Source organism: Kutzneria sp. NPDC052558, from assembly GCF_044547355.1.
Taxonomy (GTDB): domain Bacteria; phylum Actinomycetota; class Actinomycetes; order Mycobacteriales; family Pseudonocardiaceae; genus Kutzneria.
The window spans coordinates 39,938-63,499 of sequence record NZ_JBIUAG010000023.1; the positions used below are offsets into that span (position 1 = coordinate 39,938).

26 protein-coding genes are annotated in these 23,562 nt (G+C 70.5%); 15 read left to right on the forward strand and 11 right to left on the reverse strand.

Annotated features, from left to right (window positions below):
* The first annotated feature begins 64 nt into the window (after positions 1-64).
* The 5 genes from ACIG5F_RS33400 (at position 65) to ACIG5F_RS33420 (ending at position 5,440) form a co-directional block, all read left to right on the forward strand.
* Complete coding sequence (locus tag ACIG5F_RS33400; RefSeq protein WP_396523916.1) at positions 65-1,342, forward strand: ABC transporter substrate-binding protein; 1,278 nt, start codon at positions 65-67, stop codon at positions 1,340-1,342.
* Positions 1,339-2,283, forward strand: coding sequence for a carbohydrate ABC transporter permease (locus tag ACIG5F_RS33405; protein ID WP_396523917.1), 945 nt, complete (start codon positions 1,339-1,341; stop codon positions 2,281-2,283). Before ACIG5F_RS33400 ends, ACIG5F_RS33405 begins: the two co-directional genes overlap by 4 nt.
* Positions 2,280-3,116, forward strand: coding sequence for a carbohydrate ABC transporter permease (locus tag ACIG5F_RS33410; RefSeq protein ID WP_396523918.1), 837 nt, complete (start codon positions 2,280-2,282; stop codon positions 3,114-3,116). Before ACIG5F_RS33405 ends, ACIG5F_RS33410 begins: the two co-directional genes overlap by 4 nt.
* A 7-nt stretch (positions 3,117-3,123) precedes the next feature.
* Positions 3,124-4,308: an ABC transporter ATP-binding protein gene (locus ACIG5F_RS33415; RefSeq protein ID WP_396523919.1), complete on the forward strand. Its 1,185-nt coding sequence runs from the start codon at positions 3,124-3,126 to the stop codon at positions 4,306-4,308.
* A 166-nt stretch (positions 4,309-4,474) separates the two neighbouring features.
* The gene (locus ACIG5F_RS33420) at positions 4,475-5,440 is read left to right on the forward strand and encodes a hypothetical protein (protein ID WP_396523920.1); all 966 of its coding nucleotides are present in this window, start codon (positions 4,475-4,477) and stop codon (positions 5,438-5,440) included.
* On the opposite strand, the gene ACIG5F_RS33425 is transcribed toward ACIG5F_RS33420, so the two are convergent.
* On the reverse strand, positions 5,420-6,268 hold the full coding sequence (locus ACIG5F_RS33425) for a chromosome partitioning protein ParB (RefSeq protein WP_396523921.1): 849 nt from the start codon (positions 6,266-6,268) through the stop codon (positions 5,420-5,422). The genes ACIG5F_RS33420 and ACIG5F_RS33425 overlap by 21 nt on opposite strands.
* Positions 6,258-6,923: a metallophosphoesterase gene (locus ACIG5F_RS33430; protein WP_396523922.1), complete on the reverse strand. Its 666-nt coding sequence runs from the start codon at positions 6,921-6,923 to the stop codon at positions 6,258-6,260. The genes ACIG5F_RS33425 and ACIG5F_RS33430 overlap by 11 nt, the downstream gene beginning before the upstream one ends.
* 34 nt (positions 6,924-6,957) lie before the next feature.
* Between ACIG5F_RS33430 and ACIG5F_RS33435 the strand changes: the two genes are divergently transcribed.
* Positions 6,958-8,013: a DUF2332 domain-containing protein gene (locus ACIG5F_RS33435; protein WP_396523923.1), complete on the forward strand. Its 1,056-nt coding sequence runs from the start codon at positions 6,958-6,960 to the stop codon at positions 8,011-8,013.
* Positions 8,014-8,036: 23 nt separating this feature from the next.
* Here ACIG5F_RS33435 and ACIG5F_RS33440 read toward each other — a convergent pair whose 3' ends face one another.
* The 8 genes from ACIG5F_RS33440 to corA form a co-directional block, all read right to left on the reverse strand.
* Positions 8,037-9,023 (reverse strand): hypothetical protein, encoded by a 987-nt coding sequence (locus tag ACIG5F_RS33440; RefSeq protein ID WP_396523924.1) that lies wholly within the window; start codon positions 9,021-9,023, stop codon positions 8,037-8,039.
* Positions 9,020-10,021 (reverse strand): hypothetical protein, encoded by a 1,002-nt coding sequence (locus ACIG5F_RS33445; RefSeq protein WP_396523925.1) that lies wholly within the window; start codon positions 10,019-10,021, stop codon positions 9,020-9,022. The genes ACIG5F_RS33440 and ACIG5F_RS33445 overlap by 4 nt, the downstream gene beginning before the upstream one ends.
* A gap of 64 nt (positions 10,022-10,085) precedes the next feature.
* Positions 10,086-11,099 carry a hypothetical protein gene (locus ACIG5F_RS33450; protein WP_396523926.1) on the reverse strand — a complete coding sequence of 338 codons (1,014 nt, stop codon included), beginning with the start codon at positions 11,097-11,099 and terminating at the stop codon, positions 10,086-10,088.
* Positions 11,100-11,185: 86 nt separating this feature from the next.
* Positions 11,186-12,148, reverse strand: coding sequence for a hypothetical protein (locus ACIG5F_RS33455; RefSeq protein WP_396523927.1), 963 nt, complete (start codon positions 12,146-12,148; stop codon positions 11,186-11,188).
* A gap of 28 nt (positions 12,149-12,176) precedes the next feature.
* The gene (locus ACIG5F_RS33460) at positions 12,177-13,166 is read right to left on the reverse strand and encodes a hypothetical protein (protein ID WP_396523928.1); all 990 of its coding nucleotides are present in this window, start codon (positions 13,164-13,166) and stop codon (positions 12,177-12,179) included.
* 190 nt (positions 13,167-13,356) lie between these two features.
* Positions 13,357-14,349, reverse strand: a complete 993-nt coding sequence (locus ACIG5F_RS33465) for a hypothetical protein (protein WP_396523929.1) — start codon at positions 14,347-14,349, stop codon at positions 13,357-13,359.
* A gap of 120 nt (positions 14,350-14,469) precedes the next feature.
* Complete coding sequence (locus ACIG5F_RS33470; RefSeq protein WP_396523930.1) at positions 14,470-15,462, reverse strand: hypothetical protein; 993 nt, start codon at positions 15,460-15,462, stop codon at positions 14,470-14,472.
* A 253-nt stretch (positions 15,463-15,715) separates the two neighbouring features.
* Positions 15,716-16,801, reverse strand: coding sequence for a magnesium/cobalt transporter CorA (corA, locus tag ACIG5F_RS33475; RefSeq protein ID WP_396523931.1), 1,086 nt, complete (start codon positions 16,799-16,801; stop codon positions 15,716-15,718).
* 254 nt (positions 16,802-17,055) lie between these two features.
* Between corA and ACIG5F_RS33480 the strand changes: the two genes are divergently transcribed.
* Both ACIG5F_RS33480 and ACIG5F_RS33485 read left to right on the forward strand, forming a co-directional pair.
* Positions 17,056-17,559: a MaoC family dehydratase gene (locus ACIG5F_RS33480; RefSeq protein WP_396523932.1), complete on the forward strand. Its 504-nt coding sequence runs from the start codon at positions 17,056-17,058 to the stop codon at positions 17,557-17,559.
* 3 nt (positions 17,560-17,562) lie between these two features.
* A complete protein-coding gene (locus ACIG5F_RS33485) occupies positions 17,563-18,630 on the forward strand; it encodes a DUF2332 domain-containing protein (protein WP_396523933.1) in 1,068 nt (355 codons plus the stop codon).
* 90 nt (positions 18,631-18,720) lie between these two features.
* Here ACIG5F_RS33485 and ACIG5F_RS33490 read toward each other — a convergent pair whose 3' ends face one another.
* Positions 18,721-19,143, reverse strand: a complete 423-nt coding sequence (locus tag ACIG5F_RS33490) for an NUDIX hydrolase (protein ID WP_396523934.1) — start codon at positions 19,141-19,143, stop codon at positions 18,721-18,723.
* A gap of 148 nt (positions 19,144-19,291) precedes the next feature.
* Between ACIG5F_RS33490 and ACIG5F_RS33495 the strand changes: the two genes are divergently transcribed.
* The 7 genes from ACIG5F_RS33495 to ACIG5F_RS33525 all read left to right on the forward strand — a co-directional run bounded on the left by ACIG5F_RS33495 (position 19,292) and on the right by ACIG5F_RS33525 (position 23,550).
* The gene (locus ACIG5F_RS33495) at positions 19,292-19,450 is read left to right on the forward strand and encodes a hypothetical protein (RefSeq protein WP_211763649.1); all 159 of its coding nucleotides are present in this window, start codon (positions 19,292-19,294) and stop codon (positions 19,448-19,450) included.
* A 27-nt stretch (positions 19,451-19,477) separates the two neighbouring features.
* Positions 19,478-20,038 carry a PH domain-containing protein gene (locus ACIG5F_RS33500; protein WP_396523935.1) on the forward strand — a complete coding sequence of 187 codons (561 nt, stop codon included), beginning with the start codon at positions 19,478-19,480 and terminating at the stop codon, positions 20,036-20,038.
* 156 nt (positions 20,039-20,194) lie between these two features.
* Complete coding sequence (locus tag ACIG5F_RS33505) at positions 20,195-20,857, forward strand: class I SAM-dependent methyltransferase (RefSeq protein ID WP_396523936.1); 663 nt, start codon at positions 20,195-20,197, stop codon at positions 20,855-20,857.
* 36 nt (positions 20,858-20,893) lie between these two features.
* Positions 20,894-21,763: a PHP domain-containing protein gene (locus ACIG5F_RS33510; RefSeq protein ID WP_396524023.1), complete on the forward strand. Its 870-nt coding sequence runs from the start codon at positions 20,894-20,896 to the stop codon at positions 21,761-21,763.
* Positions 21,760-22,377 carry a MarC family protein gene (locus ACIG5F_RS33515; RefSeq protein ID WP_396523937.1) on the forward strand — a complete coding sequence of 206 codons (618 nt, stop codon included), beginning with the start codon at positions 21,760-21,762 and terminating at the stop codon, positions 22,375-22,377. Before ACIG5F_RS33510 ends, ACIG5F_RS33515 begins: the two co-directional genes overlap by 4 nt.
* A 16-nt stretch (positions 22,378-22,393) precedes the next feature.
* Entirely contained in the window at positions 22,394-23,230 is an 837-nt protein-coding gene (locus ACIG5F_RS33520) for a RecB family exonuclease (protein WP_396523938.1), read from the forward strand.
* 8 nt (positions 23,231-23,238) lie between these two features.
* The gene (locus tag ACIG5F_RS33525; protein WP_396523939.1) at positions 23,239-23,550 is read left to right on the forward strand and encodes a hypothetical protein; all 312 of its coding nucleotides are present in this window, start codon (positions 23,239-23,241) and stop codon (positions 23,548-23,550) included.
* The last annotated feature ends 12 nt before the right edge of the window (positions 23,551-23,562 follow it).

Below are 23,562 nucleotides of genomic sequence, written 5' to 3' on the forward strand. Positions count from 1 at the left end.
ACGTCGTGGTGTCCGCCGGTAGCCGCGCGGGTTCGGCCCCCTGAGGCGAAGGGAGGCAGGACCGATGGCACAGCCGACCGGTCGGCGCCCGCGGTGGCGTCGGGGCCTGGTGGCCACCGCCGCCGCGGCACTGGCCGCACCGCTGGTGGCCGCCTGCGGGGCGGGCGCGGGCGGGGGAGTCACGATCAGCGTGTACTACCCGCCGGAACAGCACTTCCAAAACGTCATCGACCAGTGCAACCAGCAGGCGAACGGGGCCTATCACATCGAACTGCTGACCGCCCCGCGAGCGGCGGACGGCCAGCGCGAGCAGATGGTGCGAAGACTGGCGGCCGGCGACACCAGCCTGGACATCCTGGGCGTGGACACGACCTGGACGCCGGAGTTCGCCGGGGCCGGCTGGATCGTGCCGTGGACCGGCGCGAACGAGGCCGAGGCGCGCAGGGACGTGCTGGCCGGGCCGTTGGCCTCGGCCACCTATGACGGCAAGCTGTACGCCGCCACCAAGCACACCAACGTGCAACTGCTGTGGTACCGCGACGATCTGGTGTCCACGCCACCGTCCACTTGGGACGAGATGATCGCCGACGCGCAGAAACTCAAGCAGCAGGGCAAGTCCTACAAGATCGCCTTCACCGGGGCCCAGTACGAGGGCCTGGTGGTCGGCTTCAACACGCTGACCGCCTCGGCCGGCGGGCAGCTGGTCTCCGACGACGGCGCCAAGGCCGTTGTCGACGACGGCGCGGTGAAAGCGTTGGCAATGCTGAAGAAGTTCGCCACCGCGGGCGTCACCGACGCCGGCCTGGCCAGCGCCCAGGAGCAGCAGGTGGCGCTGCTGATGGAGGGTGGCGACGCGGCGTTCGAGCTGAACTGGCCCTACGTCTACGCCTCCATGCAGCAGGACAAGCCCGACCTGTTCAAGCACTTCAAGTGGACGACCTATCCGAGCGTGATCCCGGGCCAGCCGGCCAAGGTCACCATCGGCGGCGAGAACCTGGCCATCAGCGCCTACTCGCTGCACAAGGACGAGGCGTTCAAGGCGGCGCTGTGCCTGCGCAGCCCGCAGATGCAGGACTACTCGGCGGTCAATGACGGCGTGCCGCCGACCGTGGCCAGCGTCTACGACGCGCCGGACATGGCCAAGGCGTACCCGATGAAGGACGACATCAAGGCCGAGCTGGCCGACGCGGCCAGCCGCCCGATCACGCCCGCCTACCAGAACGTCTCCACCATCATGCAGAACCTGCTCTCGCCGCCGTCGGCCATCGATCCCCAGAGCACGGCCGACCAGATGCGCCAGGCGATCCAGGACGCGCTGGACTCCAAGGGGGTGCTCCCGTGAGTCGGACGACCGAGGCGGCGCGGCCCGCCACCACCCACCGCGCGAAGACCAAACCCGTGCTCAGCGAGGGAAAGCGGGCCGAGCGCCGGCTGGGCCTGCTGCTGTGCGCGCCGGCGGCGATCGTGATGCTGGCCGTGACCGGCTGGCCGATCATCTACTCCGTCTGGCTGTCCTTGCAGCGCTACGACCTGAGGTTCCCGGACAAGCAGGAGTTCGTCGGCCTGGCCAACTATGCCACCGTGCTGGGCAACGGCTACTGGTGGACCGCCTTCGGCACCACCGCGGTGATCACCGTGCTGTCGGTGGTGATCGAGCTGGTGCTGGGCATGGCGCTGGCGCTGATCATGCACCGGACACTGGTCGGCCGCGGCCTGGTGCGCACGGTTTCCCTTGTCCCGTATGGCATCGTGACCGTCGTCGCCGCGTTCAGCTGGAAGTTCGCCTGGACGCCGGACACCGGCTACCTGGCCAAGCTGGTCGGGCCGGACACCGCCGTGCTGACCGAGAAGCTCCCGGCGCTCAGCGCGATCATCCTGGCCGAGGTGTGGAAGACCACGCCGTTCATGGCCCTGCTGCTGATGGCCGGCCTGGCGCTGGTGCCCGACGACCTGCTCAAGGCGGCCTCGATGGACGGGGCCGGGCCGTGGCAGCGGTTCACCAAGGTGATGCTGCCGGTGATGAAGCCGGCGATCCTGGTGGCGCTGCTGTTCCGGACCCTGGACGCGTTCCGTATCTTCGACAACATCTTCATCCTCACCGGCGGCTCGCAGGGCACCGGCTCGGTGTCCATGCAGACCTACGACAACCTGATCCGCGGCCTGAACCTGGGCATCGGCTCGACCATGTCGGTGCTGATCTTCATCGCGGTGGCGGTCATCGCCTTCGTGTTCATCAAGGTGTTCGGCACCGCCGCGCCCGGATCCGACTCGGGGAGGCGATGATGGCCGTCATCACACCGGGCAAGCGCCTGCAGTGGACGCTGATCGACATCGTGGTGGTGGTGTACGCCCTGGTGCCGGTGCTGTGGACGCTGTCGCTGTCGTTCAAGTCCAAGGCCACCATCGGCGACGGCAATCTGCTGCCGAGTCAGTGGTCGATCCAGAGCTACCTGGACATCTTCCAGACCAACGACTTCCTGCTGGCGCTGCTCAACTCCATCGGCATCTCGCTGATCGCCACCGCGATCGCCGTGGTGCTGGGCACGATGGCCGCCTACGCCATCGCCCGGCTGGACTTCCCCGGCAAGACCCTGCTGGTGGGATTCTCCTTGCTGGTGGCCATGTTCCCGCAGGTGTCGCTGGTCTCGCCGCTGTTCTCCATCGAGCGGTCGGTCGGCATCTTCGACACCTGGCCGGGGCTGATCCTGCCGTACATCACGTTCGCGCTGCCGCTGGCCATCTACACGCTCTCGGCGTTCTTCCGGGAAATCCCGTGGGAGCTGGAGAAGGCGGCGAAGATGGACGGGGCCACGCCGGCCCAGGCGTTTCGCCGGGTGATCGCGCCGCTGGCCGCGCCGGGCGTGTTCACCACCGCGATCCTGGTGTTCATCTTCTGCTGGAACGACTTCCTGTTCGCCATCTCGCTCACGGCGACCACCCGTTCCCGCACGGTGCCGGCGGCGCTGCAGTTCTTCACCGGCGCCTCCCAGTTCGAGGACCCGACCGGGCAGATCTGCGCGGCGGCGGTGGTGATCACGATTCCTATCGTGCTGTTCGTGCTGTTCTTCCAGCGCCGCATCGTCGCGGGGCTGACCTCCGGCGCCGTGAAGGGGTGAGGCCGCGATGGCCGAGATCGTTCTGGACAAGGTGACCAAGCGGTACCCGGACGGCGCGCTCGCCGTCTCCGAGGTGAACGTCGAGATCGCCGACGGCGAGTTCATCATCCTGGTCGGGCCCTCGGGCTGCGGCAAGTCCACCACCCTCAACATGATCGCCGGCCTTGAGGACATCACCGGCGGCGAGCTGCGCATCGGGGGCCAGCGGATGAACGAGCGGGCGCCCAAGGACCGGGACATCGCCATGGTGTTCCAGTCCTACGCCCTGTACCCGCACATGACCGTGCGGGAGAACATGGCCTTCCCGCTGCGACTGGCCAAAGTGGACAACGCGACGGTCAAGGCAAAGGTGGAGGAGGCGGCCCAGATCCTCGACCTGATCCCGCACCTGGACCGCAAGCCGGCCAACCTGTCCGGCGGCCAGCGGCAGCGGGTGGCCATGGGACGGGCGATCGTGCGCAGCCCCAAGGCGTTCCTCATGGACGAGCCACTGTCCAATTTGGACGCCAAGCTGCGCGGGCAGATGCGGACCTCGGTGTCGCGGCTGCAGAAGCAGCTGGGCACCACCACCGTGTACGTCACCCACGACCAGACCGAGGCGATGACCCTGGGCGACCGGGTGGTGGTGCTGCGGGGCGGCGTCGTGCAGCAGATCGGCGCGCCGCAGTTCCTCTACGACCACCCGGCCAACCTGTTCGTGGCCGGCTTCATCGGCGCGCCGTCGATGAACTTCCTGCCGGCCACCCTGGAGGACGGGGCACTGTCCACACCGCTGGGCAAGGTCACGCTCACCGACCGGGTCCGGCGGGCCGCCGAGGCCGCCGACGCGCCGCGGGAGGTGATCCTGGGCGTGCGGCCGGAGCACTTCGAGGACGCCGCCCTGGTCGACCCGGCGGCGCTGGCCCGCGGCACGACCTTCGAGGCCCGCATCGAGGTGCTGGAGTCGATGGGCTCCGAGAAGTACGCCTACTTCTCGGTCGAGGGCGGCGAGGCGCAGTCCAGCGACCTGGCCGACCTGGCCGCCGACGCCGGTTCCGCCGGCGTCCCGGACAGCGGCAGCCAGGTGGTCACCCGCCTGTCCGCGGCCTCGGCCGCAGTCGAGGGCCAACCCACCACCTTCTGGTTCGACCCCGACAAGCTCCAGCTCTTCGCCCCCACTTCCGGAGCAAACCTCACCTACTCCGAATCCTGACCCCCGTCAACCCTTTAGCGCTTGGAAGGGGGCCTTCCTCCACTCCGAGTGCAGGAAAGCCCCCTTCCAAGCGTTGGGGTGTCACTCGATGGGTGGAGTTGTGGGGACCGGTTGGGCGCTGATTTCCGGGGAGGGGCGGGGGACCATCGGAACCGGGGTGATCCACATGGCGATCGGCGACCGGGCCCGGTTGACGGACTGGCAGCTCACGGTGGAGGCCCGGGCCCGTCGGACCCGGGCCGATCTGGCCGAGCTGGACGGGGTGCCGGGCGTGGACCGGGAGCGGCGGTCGGCGCTGGAGTCGCTGGACGTGGTGGACCGGGTGCTGGCGCTGAAGGAGCGGTTCTGGCGGCTGCCGGCCTCGTGGTGGTCGGGCTGGCACATCGAGCGGGCCTGGCGGGCATTGCACGAGGCCGAGGTGTGCACGGCGGCCGGCCTGCCGGATCTGGCCGGCCGGATGCCGAGCCTGCGCCAGCGGGTCGCCGGCTACCTGCCGGAGGAGGACCTGCGCCGGCAGGCGTTGGAGACGCTGCAACCGGGTCGGCCGGCGGGGCCGACCGACCGGGCCATCGTGGTCGACGCGCTGAGGGCGGCCTTCGACGCGTCCGACGACGCCCACGCGGCGGCCCGGGCCCTGCGCAACAAGATGGTGGCCGCGGCGCTGCTGCTGTTTGTGGTCAACACCGTGCTGGGGCTGCTCGGCCTGTTCCGGCCGGAGTTCCTGCCGATGTGCGCGCACATGCCGGAGAGCAACTCGGTGGTGGCGTGCGCCTCCGGCGGCAAGGTGCCCGGCCAGCTGGACGTGTGGATGGTCCAGCTGCTGGGCGCGTTCGGGGCGACCGTGTCCGCGGTGGTCTTACTGACTCGGCGGCGGCCCAGCCTCTCGCCGTACGTGCTGGTCGGCTACCAGGCCCTGATCAAGGTGCTGCTCGGCTCCGCCCTGGCGGTGATCGGCGTGCTGGCCCTGAGCGCGCACGTGGCCGAGGGCCTGACCTGCGTCACCTCCCAGGCCGCCCTGCTGCTGTGGTCGGCCCTGCTGGGCTACTCCCAGCAGCTGGGCACCCGGCTGCTCGACAACTACGCGGACCGGGTGATGAACCACGTCCGGCCGCTACCGGACGTCGCGCGCTGAGCGGAGGGCGGCGATCACGTCGTCGTCCCAGCGGTGGGTGCGCATGAGGCGGTAGCGCTCGCCGGCCACGCGCAGGTAGGTCTCGGTCTCGGTGCGGCCGTCGAGCAGGTCGGCGGCCTTGAGCATGGCGACCACGGGCAGGTATTCCTCGGTGTACCAGCGGCGGGCGACGGTGGGGCGGTCGAGGAATTCGGCGGTGTCCTGCATGAGGCGGAATCCCCAGGCCTCGACGTGTTCGCCGAGGCGGGCGTAATCGAGGGGATCGGTGACGAGAACGGCGGCGCGGGCCTCGCCGGTCAGGGGGACGCGCTCCAGGAACAGGCGGCGGTGGTCCTTGACGATCAGGTCGCCGCGATAGCGAATTCCGGCGGCTGACAATCGGGTTCGCACCTCGGTCACGTACGCCTCGATGACGTCGAGACCGAGGGCGTGGGCGACGGAAACGCGGTGATGGCCGTCCTGCACGAAATGCAGCTCGCCGATGCGATAGACCTCGATGGGCGGCACGGCCTCGCCGCGCCGCTGGGCCAGGGCCAGCCGCTCCCACCGTTCCCGAACCCGGGCCGAGGTGGGCCGGAAGCGGCGGTCGAAGTCCCGGGTGCGGTCCACGCTGCCGACGATCGAGTCCAGCGGGATCACCCGCAGGCCGATTCGCCGTTCGCCCTGATATCCCAGCGCCGCAACGACTTCGTCGAAGGGCAGCATGATGTTGACGTCGTCGGGCTCGCGCCGCAGCCACGCCGCCAGCCGGGACAGCACCTGCCCGCGGCGGGCCCGCAGGAAGTCGTTCTCCGCGTCGGCACGGGGAAAGCCGGTGTCACGGGCCATCGGGCGTCACCTCGAACACCTTGTAGCCGACCACGTTGACCACTCGCGTGTCGCCGAGCCGGCGGTCCGGCGTCTCGGCCCCGTGCGGGTGGATGTGCCCGTGCAGCAACAACTTCGGCCGCAGCCGGCGCACGGTGTCGTGCAGGCAGGCGAAGCCGCGGTGCGGCGGGTCGTCGGGGAGGTCGCCGCAGCCGGCCGGCGGCGAATGGGTCAGCAGCACGTCCACGCCCCGACCGTCCCGCAGCCGCCGCCAGCCGGCCAGCCGGGCCATCCGCCGGGCCCGCCGCGCCTGCTGCCGCTCGGTCCACTGGTTGGGGCCCCGGTTGTAGCGGATGGAACCGCCGAGGCCGGCGATGCGCAGCCCGGCCACGTCGACCACACCCGCGTCCACGTTCACGCCGCCGGCCGGCCCCGGCCAGTCCGCCGGCATGCCGGCCCGCGTCCACAGCCCGCGCACGTTGGCGTAGCCGGTCAGGTCGGCGTCGTGGTTGCCGGGCACGAACACGCACGGCCGGTCCAGCGCGCTGGTCAGGTACTCCAGGTAGTCGAAGGGCAGGTCGCCCGCGCCGACCATGAGGTCGACGTCGAGCCGGCGGACCCGGTCGGTCCACAGCTGCTCCACCACCTCGTCGGACACCGCGAGCACTTTCGCCATGACCGGAAGCGTACGAGCGGATAGCGTGCACGGTGTGCTGGCGAAGCTCTTCCGCGACATCTCGACCTCGTGCCTGCCGGGCAGTCCCCTGACTCATGCCCTGCTCAACGCCGCGGCCGACGACCTCGACGCCGGCGGCGTCACCGGCCGCGCGATGGCCGGCTCGGAACGGGACCGCCCGGGCACGGTGCCGGGCCTGCGTTTCGCCGCCGCCCTGCACCACCTCGTGCTCGACGGCCGCGCGCCGGCGCTGGCCAAGCACTACCCGAGCGTGGGCGGTGAGCCCCGGCTGGAGACGCTGTGGACCGATGCCGAGGCCACGGTGCGCGAGCACGAGGCCGAGGTGCGGCAGCTGGTTCGGGCCAATGCCGTGCAGACCAACGAGGTCGGCCGCAGCGGGCCCCTCTACGGCGGATTGCTGGTGGCTTCGGAACGGGTTGGCGAGCTGCCGGTGCGGCTGCTGGAGGTCGGGGCCAGCGGCGGTCTGAACCTGCGCCCGCACAAGGTGGCCTACCGGCTGGCCGACGGTTCCGTGCTCGGCGATCCGGACAGTGAGCTGCAACTGGATCCGGAGTGGACCGGCTTGCCGCCGGCGAACCTGAGCCGGCCACTGGTGCTCCACAGCCGCGCCGGCTGCGACGTGGATCCGGTCGACGTGACGACCAGGGCCGGGCAGCTGCACCTGTCCTCGTTCGTGTGGCCCGACATGGCGTCGCGGGTCGACCGGCTGCGGGCCGCCATGCGGCTGGCCGTCGCCGACCCGGTCAAGGTCGAGCGCGCGGGCGGCGCGGAGTGGCTGGAGCGGCAGCTGGCCGAGCTGCCCGAGGGCGTGCTGACCGTGGTGTGGCATTCGGTGATGTGGCAGTACGCGTCCCCGTCGGAACGGGAACGCGGGCGCGCCGCCCTGGCCGAGGCGGCGGCCCGCGCCACCGGGAGCGCCCCGCTCGCGCTGCTCGTGTACGAACCGCGACGGGCCCGCGGCAACTTCGAGCTGCTGCTGAAGCTGTGGCCCGCGGGCCTGTCGGTGCGGCTCGGCCATGGCTGGGGCCACGGCCTGCCGTTCACGTGGGCGGAACAGCCCTGGGGCTGATCACTCCCCGAAGGGGTGGATGGTCATTCTCCGGCCAGGGAGATGTCGCCGACCGACGTGGCGCCGGCCGCGCCCTTGACGTCGCCGAAGCGCTGCCAGGTGCCGTTGGCGGCCCGAATGGTGTGGTACAGCCCGCCATCGGTGGTGCTGGCGACCAGTTGTAGGGCGCCGCGCGAGCTCGTGACGGCGATCTGCTGGACGGCCGTGATGTTGCCGGCCTCGGCCTCGACGGCGCCGAACACGTCCCAGCTTCCGTTGGCGTGGCGGATGGTGTGCCACACCGCGTACGGGGCATCGAAGCTGGTGGCCGCGACGATGTGGAGGTCGGCGCCGACCTGCGCCACCGCCACTCGCGGGGTGGCGGTGCTGTAGAACGACGTCGAGTCCTGCGACCAGGCGCCGTCGGCGGCCCGGTCGTGGTCGGTGACCAGAGAACCGTCGAAGTTGGTTGTGACGACCCGCAGCACCCCGCCGTTGGCGGTGGCCGAGAAGCTGCCGATCGGGCCGCTGGTGGGCACGGTTTCCCACGCCGACCAGCTGTCGTCGCTCTGTTGGATGGACAGTGCCAGCACGTCGCCCTGCTGGCGCACCAGGGCGAGATGCCCGTTCAGGTTGGCGGCGGCCTGGCGGTCGGTGCTGCTGGGCGTCCCGGGCATGGCGTCGGGCAGGCTGCCGTCGGTCCAGTTGCCGGCCGTGTCCCGGACCAGGTGGTGGTAGGCGTACACCACCGGCGGGTGGTGCTTTTCCGGGCCGTAGTAGATGACGTGCTCGGCGCCGTTGATCACCGCCGACGCCACCGCCACCGGTTGGGGGCCGACGGATTTGATCGTCAGGGTGCCCCACGGCTGCCAGGTGCCGTCGGCGTGGCGGATGGTGTGGTCCAGCGTCTGGGCGTGGGACGTGATCAGGTGCACGTCCCCGAGAGCCTGCGGCGCGGCCTGGGCCGGCGCGACCGCGCCGGCGGTCAGCAGGGTGCTGACCGCCAGCGGGACCAACAGGGCGCGCCTCACTGGCTCGCCACCGTGACGAGGCCGGAGTCGGTGTACCCGGCGACCGGGCCGACGGCGGCGAAGCGCTGCCAGCTGCCGTCGGCGTGCCGGATGGTGTGGAACATGAAGTCCCCGGAGGTGGGGTTGCCGTTGGTGATCACGACCTGGAGCTCGCCGGCGACCTCGGCCGTGGCCACGTCCACCGGCTGCTCGACGAAGCCGGCCACGCCGGCCAGGTCGCCGAAGCCGTCCCAGGTTCCGTTGACGTGCTGCTCGGTGTGGTACATCCGCTCCACGTCGGACAGCACCACGTGCAGGTCGTCGCCGATCTGCGTGGCGTCGATCCGCAGCGCGCCGCCGGGAGCGCCGATCGGGCTGGTGTACGGGACCGTGGTCGGCGAGCCCCACGTGCCGTTGGTGCGGTCCATCGTGATGAAGCCGCTGCCGTCGCCCTTGAGCGCCACCAGCCGAGCGGTGCCGCCCTTGCTGGTCAGGGCCACGTCCCGGAACTGGCCGGTCAGCGGCACGTCCTGCCACGCCGACCAGTTCGTGCCGTCGTAGGTGGCGAGTTGGAACTTGCTGTCCTGCAAGCGAACCAGGGTCAGCGTGCCGTTCACGTCGGCCACCGCGAGCTCGTCGCCCGGCTGCGCGCCGCCCGACGGCGGGGTGGCGTTGAGCCACGTGCCGTCGGCCTGCCGGATCAGGAAGCCCATCCTGGGGGTGTGGGTGGAGCCGGCCAGGTAGTCGAACACGACGTCGTTGCTGCCGTTGACGATGGCCGAGTCCAGCGCGTAGGTGCCGTAGAAGTTGTCGTAGCCGCCGAGCCAGCCGAAGCCGGCCCAGTTGCCGTGGCTGTCCCGGATGGTGTGGGCCATCCCGGACTCGACGCCGACCCCGATGACCTGGAGCTGGCTGGTGGCCGCCGGCGCCGCCGGCGCGGCCTGCGCCGACGGCAGGGCGGCGGCCACCACACCGGTGGCCAGCGCCAGCGGTATCAGCGTGCGAACGATGCGCGACATGACGGATTCCTCCCCTTGTGATGCTTCTGGTGGTGAACACGCCATGCCGCGTGTTCGGCTTGCCTCAGAACACGTAGCCGGCGATGGTGACCTGGCCGGCGGTGGCGTTGCCGGCCACCGACTCCACGTCGCCGGCGGCCTGCCAGCTGCCGTCGTAGTGCCGGATGGTGTGGAACAGGTCGCCACCCGTGCTGGAGAAGGTCAGCTGCATCTCGCCCTCGGACGTCGTCATCGAGAGGTCCTGGACGGCGTAGTAGTTGTTCAGCACGTTCGCGACCGACTGGAACCGGTCCCAACCGCCGTCGTTGTGCAGGATGCTGTGGTACACGCCGACGTTGTAGTTGAAGTAGTTCTCGACCAGCCCGATCTGGACGCCGTTGTAGTCGGCGGCCACGGCCACGTCGGTGGCGGTGTAGTTCGGGTCGGGGTTGGCCGCCGAGGACCGGCCGGCGCTCCACGAACCGCTGGAGTACTGGTCGTACTCAGTCACGGTCTTGCCGTCCGAGGACAGCTCGACCAGCCGCAGGCTGCCGTTGAAGCCGGAGGCCGCGGCGCTGCGCACCTTGCCGTTGCTGGGCACGTCCGCCCACGCCGACCAGGAGCCGTCGGTGGCCTGGGTGGTCTCCTTGAGCACGCCGTCCTTCTGCTGGAACAGCACGATCTTGCCGTTGACGGTGGTGGCCGACAGGTCGTCCACGCTCGCCCCGGCGGCCTGCGCCGGCGTGCTGGCGGCCCAGTTCCAGGTGCCGTCGGCGTGCCGGATGAAGTGGGCCAGCTGCGGCCCGTTCGACCCGTTGTACTGGAAGAACACGTTCTCCTCGCCGGTGAGCAGCGTGGAGGTCAGGCCGGTGACGCCGTTGTAGCCGTCGATCCGGCCGAATCTCTGCCAGCTGCCGTCGCTGTGCCGGATGGTGTGCACGAGACTGGCGTTGCCGTCGGTGGTCAGCAGCTGCACGTCGCCGTAGTCGGCGGCGTTGGGCTTGAGCGGACCAGCCTGGGCGACGCCGGCGATGGCCAGCGTGGCGGTGGCGGCGAGCGCGGCCGCGGCGACCGCGCGCATCTTGATGGTGAACAACACTTCCGATCCCTCCCCTGTCCGGATGTGGACACACTTCTCACGCCCACCGGGCGGAAACGGTTGCCCGGTGGGAAAAAGCTGAACCGTCAGAACGCTGTGCGGGCGGCGACGGCCACCGCGCCGGCGGCCGGCGCCCCGCTCTCGCGGGTCACGTCGCCCCACGGCTGCCAGGAGCCGCTGCTCAGCCGGAGCGAGTGTTGGATCCGGCCTTCCCTTGTGGTGTAGACGAGTTGCAGGCCGGTCAGCCAGGCCGTCACCGACACGTGCACCGCGTAGCCCGGGGCGTCGAGGCTGTCGGGACCGACCCAGGCGCCCGGCCCGATGAGTTGCCCGTGCCGGATCGTGCCGGCGTCGATGGCGGCGAACTGGAGCGTGTCGCCGACCTGCGCCGCCGAGATTTCGCTTGGGTGGAAATGGATGTCGGTGTGGCCGACGTCCGTCCACCGGCCGTCCGCGGCCCGGTCCCGGACGTCGAGCGTCTGTCCGCCGGCCACCGCCACCACGCGCAGGGTGGTCCCGTCGGCCGTGGCGGCGACTTCGGTGACCGGGCCGGTGGCCGGCACGGCCATCCATGGCGACCAGGTCCCGTCAGGCTCCTGAATGGACAGTGCCGGCCTGGTGTCGGTGACGGCCACCATGGCCAGTTCGCCGGCCAGGTCGGTGACCGCCAGCGCGGTCGGTTTGCTCTGCTCCGGCGGGGCGGTGGCGGTGTCCCACGTGCCGTCGTTGTGCCGCACGAGGTGCGCCAGCCGGCCGCCGTCCTCGTCGGTGTGGAAGAAGACGTTGTCCTCGCCGAGGTGGTACGTCGAGGTCAGCCCGATGATCTGCCCGAACGGGCCGGTCTGGTCGGCCGGCTGCCAGTTCCCCCAGAAGTCCCGGGTGGTGTGGACCAGCCGGCCGCCGCCGGCGGTGACGACCACCTGGGCCTGGCCCGGCGGGTCGGGCGGGGGCGCGGGCTGCCGCGTGGCCGACACCGGAACCCCGGTCAGGGCCACGGCCACCAGCGCCAACGGCACCAGCAGCCGCCCCTTGCTCCCCCGCGACAACACCCCTCAGCCCCCTAGTGGGGCCGGCGGGTCAGACTCCGGCGATGGTCACCGGCCCCGTCACCAAACCGCCACCAGCAGCATCCTGCACGGAGCCGGGCTCCTGCCAGGTGCCATCGGCGTGTCGGATCGTGTGGTACAGCGCGCCGGTCTCGGTGATGTAGGCCAACTGCATCTCGCCGTTGGCCGGCGTCATCGCCACCTGGTTCGGCCGACCATAGGTCCACACGCCGCTGAAGGTGGACCAGTTGCCGGACTTGTTCATGGTCGCGTGGGCGATCGAGGGCACTGCCTGCGGGTTGGTCGCCGAGTCGACCACCACGGCGACCTGGAGCGTGTCGCCGACCTGGGCCGCGCCCAGCTGGGTCGCGATGTTCCCGTTGCCCACGTTGATCACCGTCGAGTTGACCGGGGACCAGCCGGTGGCGGTGCGGTCGATGACGCTGACGACGTTGCTGTCCCCGGACAGGCCCACCACGCGCAGCGAGTTCCCGTTGGCGACCGCGGCGATCGCGCGCAGGTGCAGGTTCACGGGCAGGGGCACGGAGGTGAACGCCGACCACGTCCCGTTCGCGCCCAGCTCGGCCGTCACCGGGCCGTCCGGGGTCAGCGAGACCAGGTTGAGGCGGCCGTTCACGGTCGTCGCGACGATCGGCTCCGGGTAGACCGGGATGAGCGGCAGCGAGGCGTGGTAGTCCCAGGTGCCGTCGGTGTGCCGGACCAGGCGGTCGACCCGGATGTCGTCCTGCCCGTGCTGGTACTCGACGACGACGTTCTCCTCGCCGCCGACGATGGCGGAGGTGACGTAGTCGATCTGGCCGTAGCCGGGGATGGTCCCCATCTTCTGCCAGCTGCCGTCCGCGTGCCTGATGGTGTGCAGCAGGTTGCCGTTCTGGTCGGCCGTGACCAGCTGCGTGTCCCCCTGGGCAGCCGGCGCGGCCTGCGCCGCCGAGCCGAGTCCGAGCGCGGCCACGGTGGCCAGCGCGATCGGCGCCAGAACGGCAATTCCCTTGTGCTTCATTGCTTTCTCCCCCTCATTGGACCGCTGAAGTCTGACACGGTGCAAGACGCGGCCGAAAGCCTCCGGATACCGCCAATCCGGATCTTCTTTTTCCCGTCGCCCAGCGGGAAAAGTTTGGGCGACAAGGAAAAGCGGCCGTCGACTCGAAGTCGACGGCCGCTCGGGAAATCCCCCCCGGGGATCGCGGGCCTCAGCCGGCGATGGTCACCGCGCCGAAGGCGTGCCCGCCGGTCACGTCGAGCACGTTGCCCGGCGTCTGCCAGGTGCCGTCGGGGTAGCGGATGGTGTGGTACAGCTCGTAGTTCAGGCCGGAGAGGTAGGCCAGCTGCATGGCGCCGTTGGACGTGGTCATCGAGATGTCACACGGGTTGTCCTTGCCGTGCAGGTCGACCTGGGCGAACCCGCTCCACTTGCCGCCGCCGTCGACGATCCCGTGCTCGATGTAGTGGTTGCCGGGCTCGTCGGTCGGGCTGTTCATGGTGGCGATCTGGAGCAGGCCGCCGGTCTGGGTGGCCACGATCTTCTCGGCGGCCTGGCTGGCGGGCAGCCCCTCGGTGGTGATGTTGAGCGGGGTCCAGCCGGTGGCGGTGCGGTCGGTGACGCCGATGGTCAGGCCGTCGTCGAGCAGCTCGGCCACCCGCAGCGTGTGCCCGTCGGTGGCGGCGGCGACCGACACCAGCTTGTGGCCCTCGGTCGGGATCGCGCTGAACGCCGACCACGAGCCGTCGCCGTTCAGCACCGACACCTGCGGGCCGGAGTGGCTCTGCACGACCAGGTTGAGCTGCCCGTTCACGTTCACCGCGGACATCGGTGCCGGCTGGTCGGGAATCGCCGGCATCGAGGCGTGCTGGGTCCAGGTCCCGTCGGTGTGCCGGACCAGCCGGGCGGTGTACAGCCCGGACTGCCCCTGGCTGATCGCCCCCTCCACGAGGATGTTCTCCTCGCCGTTCACGATCGCGGAGGTCAGGTAGATGGCGCCGTCGTAGCCCGGGATGGACCCCATCTTCTGCCAGCTGCCGTCCGCGTGCCGGATGGTGTGCTGGAGGTCGCCCTGAAGGTCGATGGTGACCAGCTGCGTGTCGGCCTGGACGGCCGGCGCGGCCTGCGCCGCCGCGCCGATGCCGATGGCCGCCACGGTGGCCAGCGCGAGCGGAACCAGAGCGGTGAATCCCTTGTGGGGCATGACTTTTCTCTCTCCCCCTACGTGCCAGCGGCTGCTGACATAGAGGAGACGCTCCCACCCGTCCGCGGTTGCCCGGGTTCTGGATCTTCTAATTCCCGTTGGGGCGACCGGGAAACCGGGTCAGGCGCCAGCCATCGTGACCGGACCGGACGCGGCGGCCGCGCCGGTCGCCGCCAGCACATCGCCGTACGACTGCCAGGTGCCGTCCGCGTGCCGGATGGAGTGCAGCAGCCTGCCGTTCCAGTCGACACAGGCGAACTGAAGCTCGCCGTTCACCGCCGACGTCGCGACGTGCCGCACGTCGCAGCCGGGATTGTTCAGGACGGTGCCCAGTTTTCCGGGCTCGGACCAGGAGCCCGATCGGTCCAGGATGGTGTGCGCCGTGTCGAAGGTCTTGTGGATGTCGGTGAGATCGCCGTACGCGATGGCGACCTGGAGGTTCGGGCCGATCTGCGCGGCGGCCAGTTGGGAGCCGCTGTCGTGCTGGCCGAGCACGCCGGTCCAGGGGCCGATGGTCCAACCGGCCGGCGACCGGTCGGCGGCGGTGATGAACCAGCCGTTACCGGTCAGCGCCACCACTCGCAGCGTGTCCCCGTCGGCCGTGGCCGCGATGGCATCCAGCGGCCGGCCGTTGATCGGCACCGGGCTCCAGAACGACCACTGCCCGTTCGCGCCCAGCTCCGACACCGCCGGCCCGGCGGCGTCCAGACGGACCAGGTCCAGTCGCCCGTTCACGTCGGCCACGGCCAGATCCGTGGCCGGGCCGGTGGTCGACTGCGTGGGCGTCGACGCGCCGAGGTCCCAGGTGCCGTCCGCGTGCCGGACCAGGTGGCCGATCAGCGGGCCACTTCCGTTGTCGTACTGGAGGAACACGTGTTCCTCGCCGCCGACCAGTGCCGAGGTGAGCGCCGAAACCGTGTGATAGCCCGGGATGTAGCCCATCGGCTGCCAGGTGCCGTCGGCGTGACGGATGGTGTGTTCGAGTCCGAACTGATCCACGGTGACCAGCTGGACCTCGCCGGGCCCGGCGGCCTCGGCCGGGACTCCCGTCGCCGAGGCCGCGGCGGTGGCGAGCGCCATCGCCGCGAGAAGACGAATTCCGCTGTGTGTCATGATTTCCTCCCCTTCGCCGGCGAGCCTGGCACGGGGGAGCGGGGTGGGAACAGGTACTGCCGGTAAGTTGCCGGTTCGTCGAATTCCCGCCGGTCCGGCGAGAATTCCTTGGCCGAGCGGGGAATTCAGCTCTGGCGGGCGATGATCAGGGTGATGGTGGCCAGCCACAGCAGCACGGCGGTCATCACCCAGAACAGCGGGTTGCTCAGGATCTTGGACATGGTGGGACTCCGGTCGCTCGATGGGGTGAGGGTCACAACCAGCGGTTGCGGCGGAGTATTCGGTAGAGCAGCAGGCAGGTGAGCAGAATGACGCCGAGCACCAGCGGATAGCCGAAGCGCCACTTGAGCTCGGGCATGTCCTCGAAGTTCATGCCGTAGATGCCGGCGATCATGGTCGGCACCGAGATGATCGCCGCCCAGGCGGTGATCTTGCGCATGTCGGTGTTCTGCTGGAGCGTGATCTTGGCCAGTGCGGCGTCGATCAGGGTGCTGAGCAGCTCGTCGAAGCTGGCGATGTGCTCGGACACGGTGGTGAGGTGGTCCTCGACGTCCCGGAAGTAGGAGCGGACCTCCTCCGGCACCAGGGTGATGTAGCCCTCGGACAGCCGGCGCAGCGGCGCCGCCAGCGGCGTCACCGCCCGCTTGAGCTCCAGCACTTCCCGCTTCATCAGGTAGATCTGCTCGGAGTCGACGGCGGTGCGCGGCGCGAAGACCTGCACCTCCATCTCGTCGATGTCGTCCTCGATGGCCTCGGTCACCGCGAGGTAGTTGTCCACCGCCATGTCGGCGATGGCGTGCAGCACCGCGGCCGGGCCCATGGCCAGCCGCTCCGGGTCGGCCTCCAGCGACCGGCGCAGCGTGCCCACGCCGGCGTGCTTGCCGTGCCGCACCGTGACCACGAAGTCCTTGCCCAGGAACACCATCAGCTCGCCGGTCTCGACGATCTCGTTGGCCGTGCTCGGCGAGTCGTGCTCGATGTAGTGCACGGTCTTGAGCACCATGAACAGCGTGTCGTCGTAGCGCTCCAGCTTGGGCCGCTGGTGGGCCTGCACCGCGTCCTCCACGGCCAGTTCGTGCAGGCCGAAGGTGTCGGCGACGCCCTGGATCTGCTCCTCGTCCGGCTCGTACAGGCCGATCCAGACGAAGCCCTCGTGACGCTTGCGCACCTCGCGCACCGCGTCGGTGTGGGTCCAGCGCCCGGGCAGGCGCTTGCCGTCGATGTACACGCCGCAGTCCACGACATAGGCGGACAGGGGCACCGGGATGGGCGGCGCGACCCGCCCGTTGGTGCGGGCGGACCGACCGCGCAGACCGCTGAACGAGGGCAGGCTGGGCATACGGCCTCCAGTGTTGGACGGTTCGAACAGGGCGAACGCGTCCGGGCCGGACCCAGGCAGTTACACGGACGAGTGAACCTGGTCGGCGGGGACGCGGTACCTACTACTGGCACTGGACATCTGGCGTCCCTCACCTCCTAAGGTCGACGGGCGGAGCGGTGGATTCGCTCACACACCGTTGCAGAGACTACTCCTCGCGGGGCGACACTGTCGTCCCCGGCCGCCGAGGTCCGGGCCACACCTGGGAGGTGGACGTGCAGTTCGGGCGTTATTTCGAGGAGTTCGAGGTCGGCGCGGTGTACAAGCACTGGCCGGGCAAAACGGTCACCGAGTACGACGACCACCTGTTCTGCCTGCTGACCATGAACCACCACCCGCTGCACATGGATGCCCACTACGCGGCCGAGACCACCGACTTCGGCAAGAACGTGGTCGTGGGCAACTACGTCTACTCGCTGCTGCTGGGCATGTCGGTGCCGGACATCTCGGGCAAGGCCATCGCCAACCTGGAGGTGGAGTCGCTGCGGCACATCGCGCCGACCTTCCACGGCGACACCATCTACGGCGAGTCCGAGGTGCTGGACAAGACTCCGTCGAAGTCCAAGGACGACCGCGGCATCGTGTACGTGGAGACCCGCGGCTACAAGCAGGACGGGACGGTGGTGTGCGTGTACCGGCGCAAGGTGATGGTGCCCAAGCGCGCCTACGGCGACAGTCGCGGCGGCGAGCAGCCCGGCCGTCCCGAGCCGAAGCTGTAGGCCGTGAGCGTGGAACGGGCCGCGGCCAGGCTGCGGGAGTTCGCCGAGCGGGACGCCGCGGCGTCCCCGCTCTACCAGCTGCTGGCCGGCCGCGCGGCCGAGGACGCCGAGGTCGCGGCCCTGCTCGGGGACCGCGACCCGCGGCTGCTGCTGGCCGCGGCGCACCGGCTCGTGCAGGCCGACCCCATCCATCCGCTGTCGGCCTACTACGCCACTCTCGGCGGGGCCTCCGGCCCGGACGAGGGCACGTGGCCGCTGTGGCGGCAGTTCGTGCTGGAACGGGCCGACCGGGTCCGGGAGCTGGTGTCGACCCGGTCGCTGCGCACCGACGACGTGCGCAGGGCGGCCCTGGTGTATCCGGCGGTGGCGCTGGCGGCCAAGCAGGCCCGCGGCCCGGTCGCGCTGCTGACCGTCGGCTCGTGCGCCGGCTTCCTGCTGCTGATGGACAAGTTCGGCTACCGCTACCAGACCGGGGCCGCCGGGCAGTTCGCGGCCGGCCCGGCCAAGACGCCGCTGGGCCTGCACTGCGTGCTGGGCGGCGACCCGCCGCCGCTGCCCAAGAAGCTGGCGGTCAAGGCCCGGGTCGGCCTGGACGCCGCGCCGGTGGACGCCGACGACCCGGACGAGTTCGCCTGGCTGGAGGCCTGCGTGTGGGCCGACCAGCCGGAACGGGTGCGCTGGCTGGGTGTGGCCGCCACCATGCTGGCCAAGGAGGGCCCGGAGCTGGTCGCCGGCGACCCGGTGGACGGGCTGGCCGACGCGGCCGGGCGGCTGCCGGCCGAGCTGCCGCTGGTCGTGGTGGACAGCGGGCTGGGGCTGGGCGAGCGGGCCGGCGACTACGTGGCCGCGCTGGGACGGCTGGCCGCCGGGCGGCCGCTGTGGTGGGTCAGCGACGAGCCGTACGACTCGGCCCTGCACGTGCTGATGCCCGGCCGCGATGATCTTCCGGGTGAACCGGGTGAGGGCGTGCTGGGGCTGGTCCGGTGGCTGGACGGGCCGCCGCAGGCCCAGGCGCTGGCCCGCACCGGGCGGCACGGGCAGCGGCTGGAGTGGTTGCCTCCCACCGGGTGACACACGCGCCGTGGCCGCGGTAGCGGCGTTGGTGCTTTCGGGCAGTTCTCCGTGGTCCGGCCCACCCCGGCCCAGATGATCAAGGTGTGATCATCTGGGCCGGGCGTTCCACGAGGTCAGAGTGGCTGCGAGACCGTCCGTGAGCAGGTTGAGACGTTCGAGTGTGGCGAAGGTCTCGGCGTCCACCCAGGCCGCGTCGGCGGCGTCGTCGCCGGGGCGCAGCGTCCCGCCAATTGCCTGGCAGGAGTAGTCATGGATGTCGAAAACGCCCACCGGGGCCGGAAAGGACACCGATCCGATCAGGTGACCGACGATGACGCTGAGTCCCGTTTCCTCCAGTAGCTCGCGCTCGACCGCCCGCTCGTCCGACTCGCCCTGCTCCACTCGGCCGCCCGGCAGCGACCAGCGGCCCTGACCTGGCGGTTTCCCGCGCTTAATGAGCAAAAGTCGACCGCGCGAGTCGTGTGCGATCCCGCCAACGCAGCGAGTACGCTGACCTTCGTCCGAGACCATGAACACGGAGCGTAGCGACTTTCCGCTCCGTGCGAGCAGCGCTGACCCGAGCGCAGTACAAACCTCCCGAAGCGAACCTCGGTGCGGTACAACCTTGTGCAGCGAGGGTGTGAAGGCTGCTTTAAGTACTTGGACGGGGTTGGTCGCCGTGAACCTGAAGAAGATCCTCATCTGGGCCGGCGTTGCGTTGGTGCTCTTCTTCTTGGTGAGCTCACCGATGCAGGCCGCGGGCTTGGTGCACAATGTCCTTGGCTCGCTTCGCACCGGTGCCGAGGCGCTGATCAGTTTCGTGCAGAACCTGTTCTAAGCACCTGGCGGGGAGGGGAACGCGTTCGTGTTCGCACCCAGGGATCCAGACGAGTACCTGCTCGGGACCGAGCGCAGGGTCATCCGGGTGCGTCGGCACTGGGCCACGCTGCTCTGGGACATCTTCGAGGCGGCGGCGCTGCTGACCATCGCCGTGCTGATCTCGCACCTGCTGCCGCTGGACGCGGCGGTGGTGCAGAACATCCTGTGGTACGCGGCGTTGCTGGTGCTGCTGCGGTTCGCCTACTTCGTCATCGAGTGGTGGGTGGAGCGCATCGTCGTCACCGACAAGCGCTTCATGATCACCAGTGGCGTGTTCGTGACCAAGGTGGCGATGATGCCGGTCACCAAGGTCACCGACCTCACCTACGAGCGCAGCCTCGGCGGCCGCATGTTCGGCTACGGGACGCTGATCGTGGAGTCGGCCGGCCAGATCCAGGCGCTCAACAAGATCGAGTACCTGCCCCGGCCGGAAGAGGTCTACGACGCCATCTCCGAGCTGGTCTTCGGCGACAAGAAGGCGCAGGCCGAGCGGTTCTCGATGATCAAGGCGCAGCGCGCCGCCCGCGGCAAGAAGATGGTCCCCTGACGCCCGTTCGACACCGAAGGGCCCCCGACCGCCACCGGTCCGGGGGCCCTTCGTTTTGCCACATGCGCTTCCTATGTGGCGTCTGAACCCACATGGGAAGCGCATGTGAAAAAACGGGGGGGTGGGGCGGAGGGGGCCGGCCCTAGGGTCGCGGGCATGCCTTCGGTGACCCAGCCCGCTGATCTGTCGCTCGTCCGCGACTCCTACGACCGCGTGGCCGACAACTACGTGGAGATGCTCCAGAACGACGGCATGGGCGACATCCGCCGCCATCCCTGGCTGCTCGCCGCCCTGACGGTGTTCGCCGACGCCGTGCGCGGCCTCGGCCCGGTGCTCGACGTGGGCTGCGGCCCCGGCACCGTCACGGCCTACCTGGCCGAACGGGGCGTGGACGTCGCCGGCGTCGACCTGTCGCCCCGCATGATCGAGCACGCCCGCCGGCTGCATCCCGAATGCCGGTTCAGCGTCGGCTCGTCGACCGAGCTGGAGCTGGCCGAGTCCTCCCACGGCGGCCTGATGGGCTGGTGGTCGCTGTTCAACCTGCCCCGCGACGTGCTCGCCGAGGTGCTGGCCAACTACGCCCAGGCCCTGGTCCCGGGCGGCCAGGTGATCATCGGCACCCATGTCGGCGACGGCGAGGTGCAGCGGACCGAGTGCTACGGGGGCGTCCCGGTCAACTGGACCACCTATCGCTGGCAGCCCGAGCAGCTGGCCGCCGTCATCGAGGGGACCGGCCTGAGGATCACCGCCGACCTGCGGCTGCCGCGCGACGAGTTCAGCGGCCCCGGCGTGATCCTGGTGGCCCAGCGGGCCGGGTAGCCGCATATTTCGTGCATGTCAGGGCCGTGAGGCAAGCTGAGGGGCGTGCCCATCGACCTGCATGCCCACACGTCCTGCTCCGACGGGACCGACTCTCCCGCCGAGCTGATCACGGCCGCGGCCGCCGCCGGCCTGGACGTGGTCGCGATCACCGACCACGACACCACCGCCGGCTGGGCCGAGGCGGCCGCGGCGGTGCCGGCGGGCATGCGGCTGATCCGGGGCGCGGAGCTGTCGTGCGAGTCGCCGAACGGCCGGGGCGGCACCTGCACCGTGCACCTGCTGGCCTACCTGTTCGACGCCGAGTCGCCCGCGCTCAAGGCCGAGCAGAGCCGGCTGCGGGCCGAGCGCCGGACCCGGCTGCGGCGGATGGCCGAGCGGATGGCCGCCGACGGCTTCGCCGTCGACCCGGACGACGTGATGGACCGGCTGCCGGCGGACTCGCCCGGCGGCCGGCCGCACCTGGCCCAGGCGCTGATCCGGGCCGGCGTGGTGGCCACCGTCGACGAGGCGTTCGCCAAGTACCTGGGCACCGGCAGCCGCTACCACGCGCCCCGCACGGACACCCCGGTCGAGACGGCCATCGACATGATCGCCGAGGCCGGCGGCGTGACCGTGCTGGCCCATCCCTTCGCCAGCCGCCGGGGCCCGATCGTGACCGCGTCGGTGATCGCCGACCTTGCCGGCCTTGGCCTGTCCGGCGTGGAGATCGACCACCCCGACCACGACGAGCCGACCCGGGCCCGGCTGCGTGCCCTGGCCGCCGACCTGTCGCTGGTCGCCACCGGGTCGAGCGACTACCACGGCACCAACAAGACGGTCCGGCTCGGCCAGGAGACGACCGCGCCGGAGATGCTGGACGCGCTGGTCGACAAGGCCAGCGGCACCCCGGTGGTCGTCGGGTGATCTTCAACCTGGGCCTCTACCTGACCGCCACCATCACCCTCACCGTGATCATGGACCCGCCGGGCAACATCCCGGTGTTCCTGAGCCTGGTCGGGCGCAAGAGCCGGGAGGCCCGCAACAAGGCGGCGCGGCAGGGCGTGCTGGTGTCGCTGGCGGTGATCTCGCTGTTCGCGGTCGGCGGCGAGGCCATCCTCTCCTATCTGGGCATCGGGATTCCCGCCCTCCAGGGCGCGGGCGGGCTGCTGCTGTTGCTGATCGCGCTGGACCTGTTGACCGGCAAGGGCGCCACCGAGCCCGAGGCGGTCGAGGACGTCAACATCGCGCTGGTGCCGCTGGGCACGCCGCTGCTGGCCGGCCCGGGGGCAATCGCCGCGACCATCGTGTTCGTGCGGCAGGCCGACGGGCACGCCGCCAGCTACTTCGCGCTGGCCGCGGCCATCCTGACCGTGCACCTGATCAACTACCTGGTGCTGCGCTACTCCAGCCTGCTGATCCGGCTGATCAAGGACAGCGGCATCGTGCTGGTGGCCAAGATCGCCGGTCTGCTGCTGGCGGCCATCGCCGTGCAGCTGGTGGCCGACTCGGTGAAGGGGTTCATCTCGGGTGCGAGCTGACCGCTACGGTGGGTCGGTGCCAGATCAGCTCGGACTGTTCGAGAGCATGCCGCCCAAACTGGTGCGCGTCACGCCCGCCAAGCTCGCCACCTGGACGGACTGCCGACGCCGCTACCGCATGGCCTACCTGGACCGGCCCACCCCGCCGCGGGCCGGCGCGTGGGCCCACAACACGCTGGGCGCGGTGGTGCACAACGCCCTGCGAGCCTTCTTCGACTTGCCGGTCGAGCGCCGCACCCCAGAGCAGGCCGCGGCCATGGTCACCCGCAGCTGGAAGGGCGACGGCTTCCGCGACGTCGACCAGCAGGCCGAATACCGTGACCGCGCAAGGGAATGGGTGTCGCACTACGTCGAGGACACCGACGTCAGCGGGGATCCGATCGGCCTGGAGCGCTGGGTTTCCGCGCCCGCGGGGCGAATCATCGCCGAGGGCCGCGTCGACCGGATTGACGTCAGGGAAGGCGAACTGGTCATCGTCGACTACAAGACCGGCCGCCACGCGCTCACCACCGACGACGCCCGCGGCTCACAAGCCCTTGCCCTGTATGCGATCGCGGCCCGCCGGACGCTGCGCAAGCAGTGCCACCGGGTCGAGCTTCACCACCTGCCGACACGGTCGGTGGCAGCATGGGAGCACACCGAGGAATCGCTCGCCCGGCACCTGGCCCGCGCCGAGGAGAGCGCCGACGAGCTCACCGTCGCCGGCGACACCTTGGCCGCCGGCGGCGATGCCGACATCCTGTTTCCGCCGGCCCCCGGGCGGCAATGCTCGTGGTGCGACTTCCGGCGCAGCTGCCCGGAGGGCGGACAGGTCGCCGAAGACCTTGAGCCGTGGTCGATGCTGGCGCCGTAGGAGGTGACGTGACCGAGACGATGACCGAGCCCGAGCGGAAGACGAAGCCCCGCCGCAGCGTGCTGCGCGGCGCGAGCGGGGCGGTCGCCGCGTGCGTGGCGATCCTGCTGCTGGTGGTGCTGGCGTCACAGATCTTCTTCCAGCTACAGGGATATCCCGGCCTCGGCTGGCCGGCCGTCGGCGCTCACCTGCTCGCCGCGGCCATCGCCGTGCTGCTGCAACGCGTCGCCGACCGCCGCACCGGCGTCGTGTCGGCGTTGGCGTCCCTCGCCGTCCTCCTCACCGCCGCCGCCACCTTCTGGCTCCTCTGGTGGTCCTGACCCCCACCCCCG

What these genes read in the sequence shown, in the direction of transcription:
- ACIG5F_RS33400 (WP_396523916.1), top strand. Translation starts at nt 65, where the DNA reads ATGGCACAGCCGACCGGTCGGCGCCCGCGGTGGCGTCGGGGCCTGGTG.
- ACIG5F_RS33410 (WP_396523918.1), top strand. Translation starts at nt 2,280, where the DNA reads ATGATGGCCGTCATCACACCGGGCAAGCGCCTGCAGTGGACGCTGATC.
- ACIG5F_RS33415 (WP_396523919.1), top strand. Translation starts at nt 3,124, where the DNA reads ATGGCCGAGATCGTTCTGGACAAGGTGACCAAGCGGTACCCGGACGGC.
- ACIG5F_RS33420 (WP_396523920.1), top strand. Translation starts at nt 4,475, where the DNA reads ATGGCGATCGGCGACCGGGCCCGGTTGACGGACTGGCAGCTCACGGTG.
- ACIG5F_RS33425 (WP_396523921.1), bottom strand. Translation starts at nt 6,268, where the DNA reads ATGGCCCGTGACACCGGCTTTCCCCGTGCCGACGCGGAGAACGACTTC.
- ACIG5F_RS33430 (WP_396523922.1), bottom strand. Translation starts at nt 6,923, where the DNA reads ATGGCGAAAGTGCTCGCGGTGTCCGACGAGGTGGTGGAGCAGCTGTGG.
- ACIG5F_RS33445 (WP_396523925.1), bottom strand. Translation starts at nt 10,021, where the DNA reads ATGTCGCGCATCGTTCGCACGCTGATACCGCTGGCGCTGGCCACCGGT.
- ACIG5F_RS33460 (WP_396523928.1), bottom strand. Translation starts at nt 13,166, where the DNA reads ATGAAGCACAAGGGAATTGCCGTTCTGGCGCCGATCGCGCTGGCCACC.
- ACIG5F_RS33465 (WP_396523929.1), bottom strand. Translation starts at nt 14,349, where the DNA reads ATGCCCCACAAGGGATTCACCGCTCTGGTTCCGCTCGCGCTGGCCACC.
- ACIG5F_RS33470 (WP_396523930.1), bottom strand. Translation starts at nt 15,462, where the DNA reads ATGACACACAGCGGAATTCGTCTTCTCGCGGCGATGGCGCTCGCCACC.
- corA (WP_396523931.1), bottom strand. Translation starts at nt 16,801, where the DNA reads ATGCCCAGCCTGCCCTCGTTCAGCGGTCTGCGCGGTCGGTCCGCCCGC.
- ACIG5F_RS33490 (WP_396523934.1), bottom strand. Translation starts at nt 19,143, where the DNA reads ATGGTCTCGGACGAAGGTCAGCGTACTCGCTGCGTTGGCGGGATCGCA.
- ACIG5F_RS33505 (WP_396523936.1), top strand. Translation starts at nt 20,195, where the DNA reads ATGCCTTCGGTGACCCAGCCCGCTGATCTGTCGCTCGTCCGCGACTCC.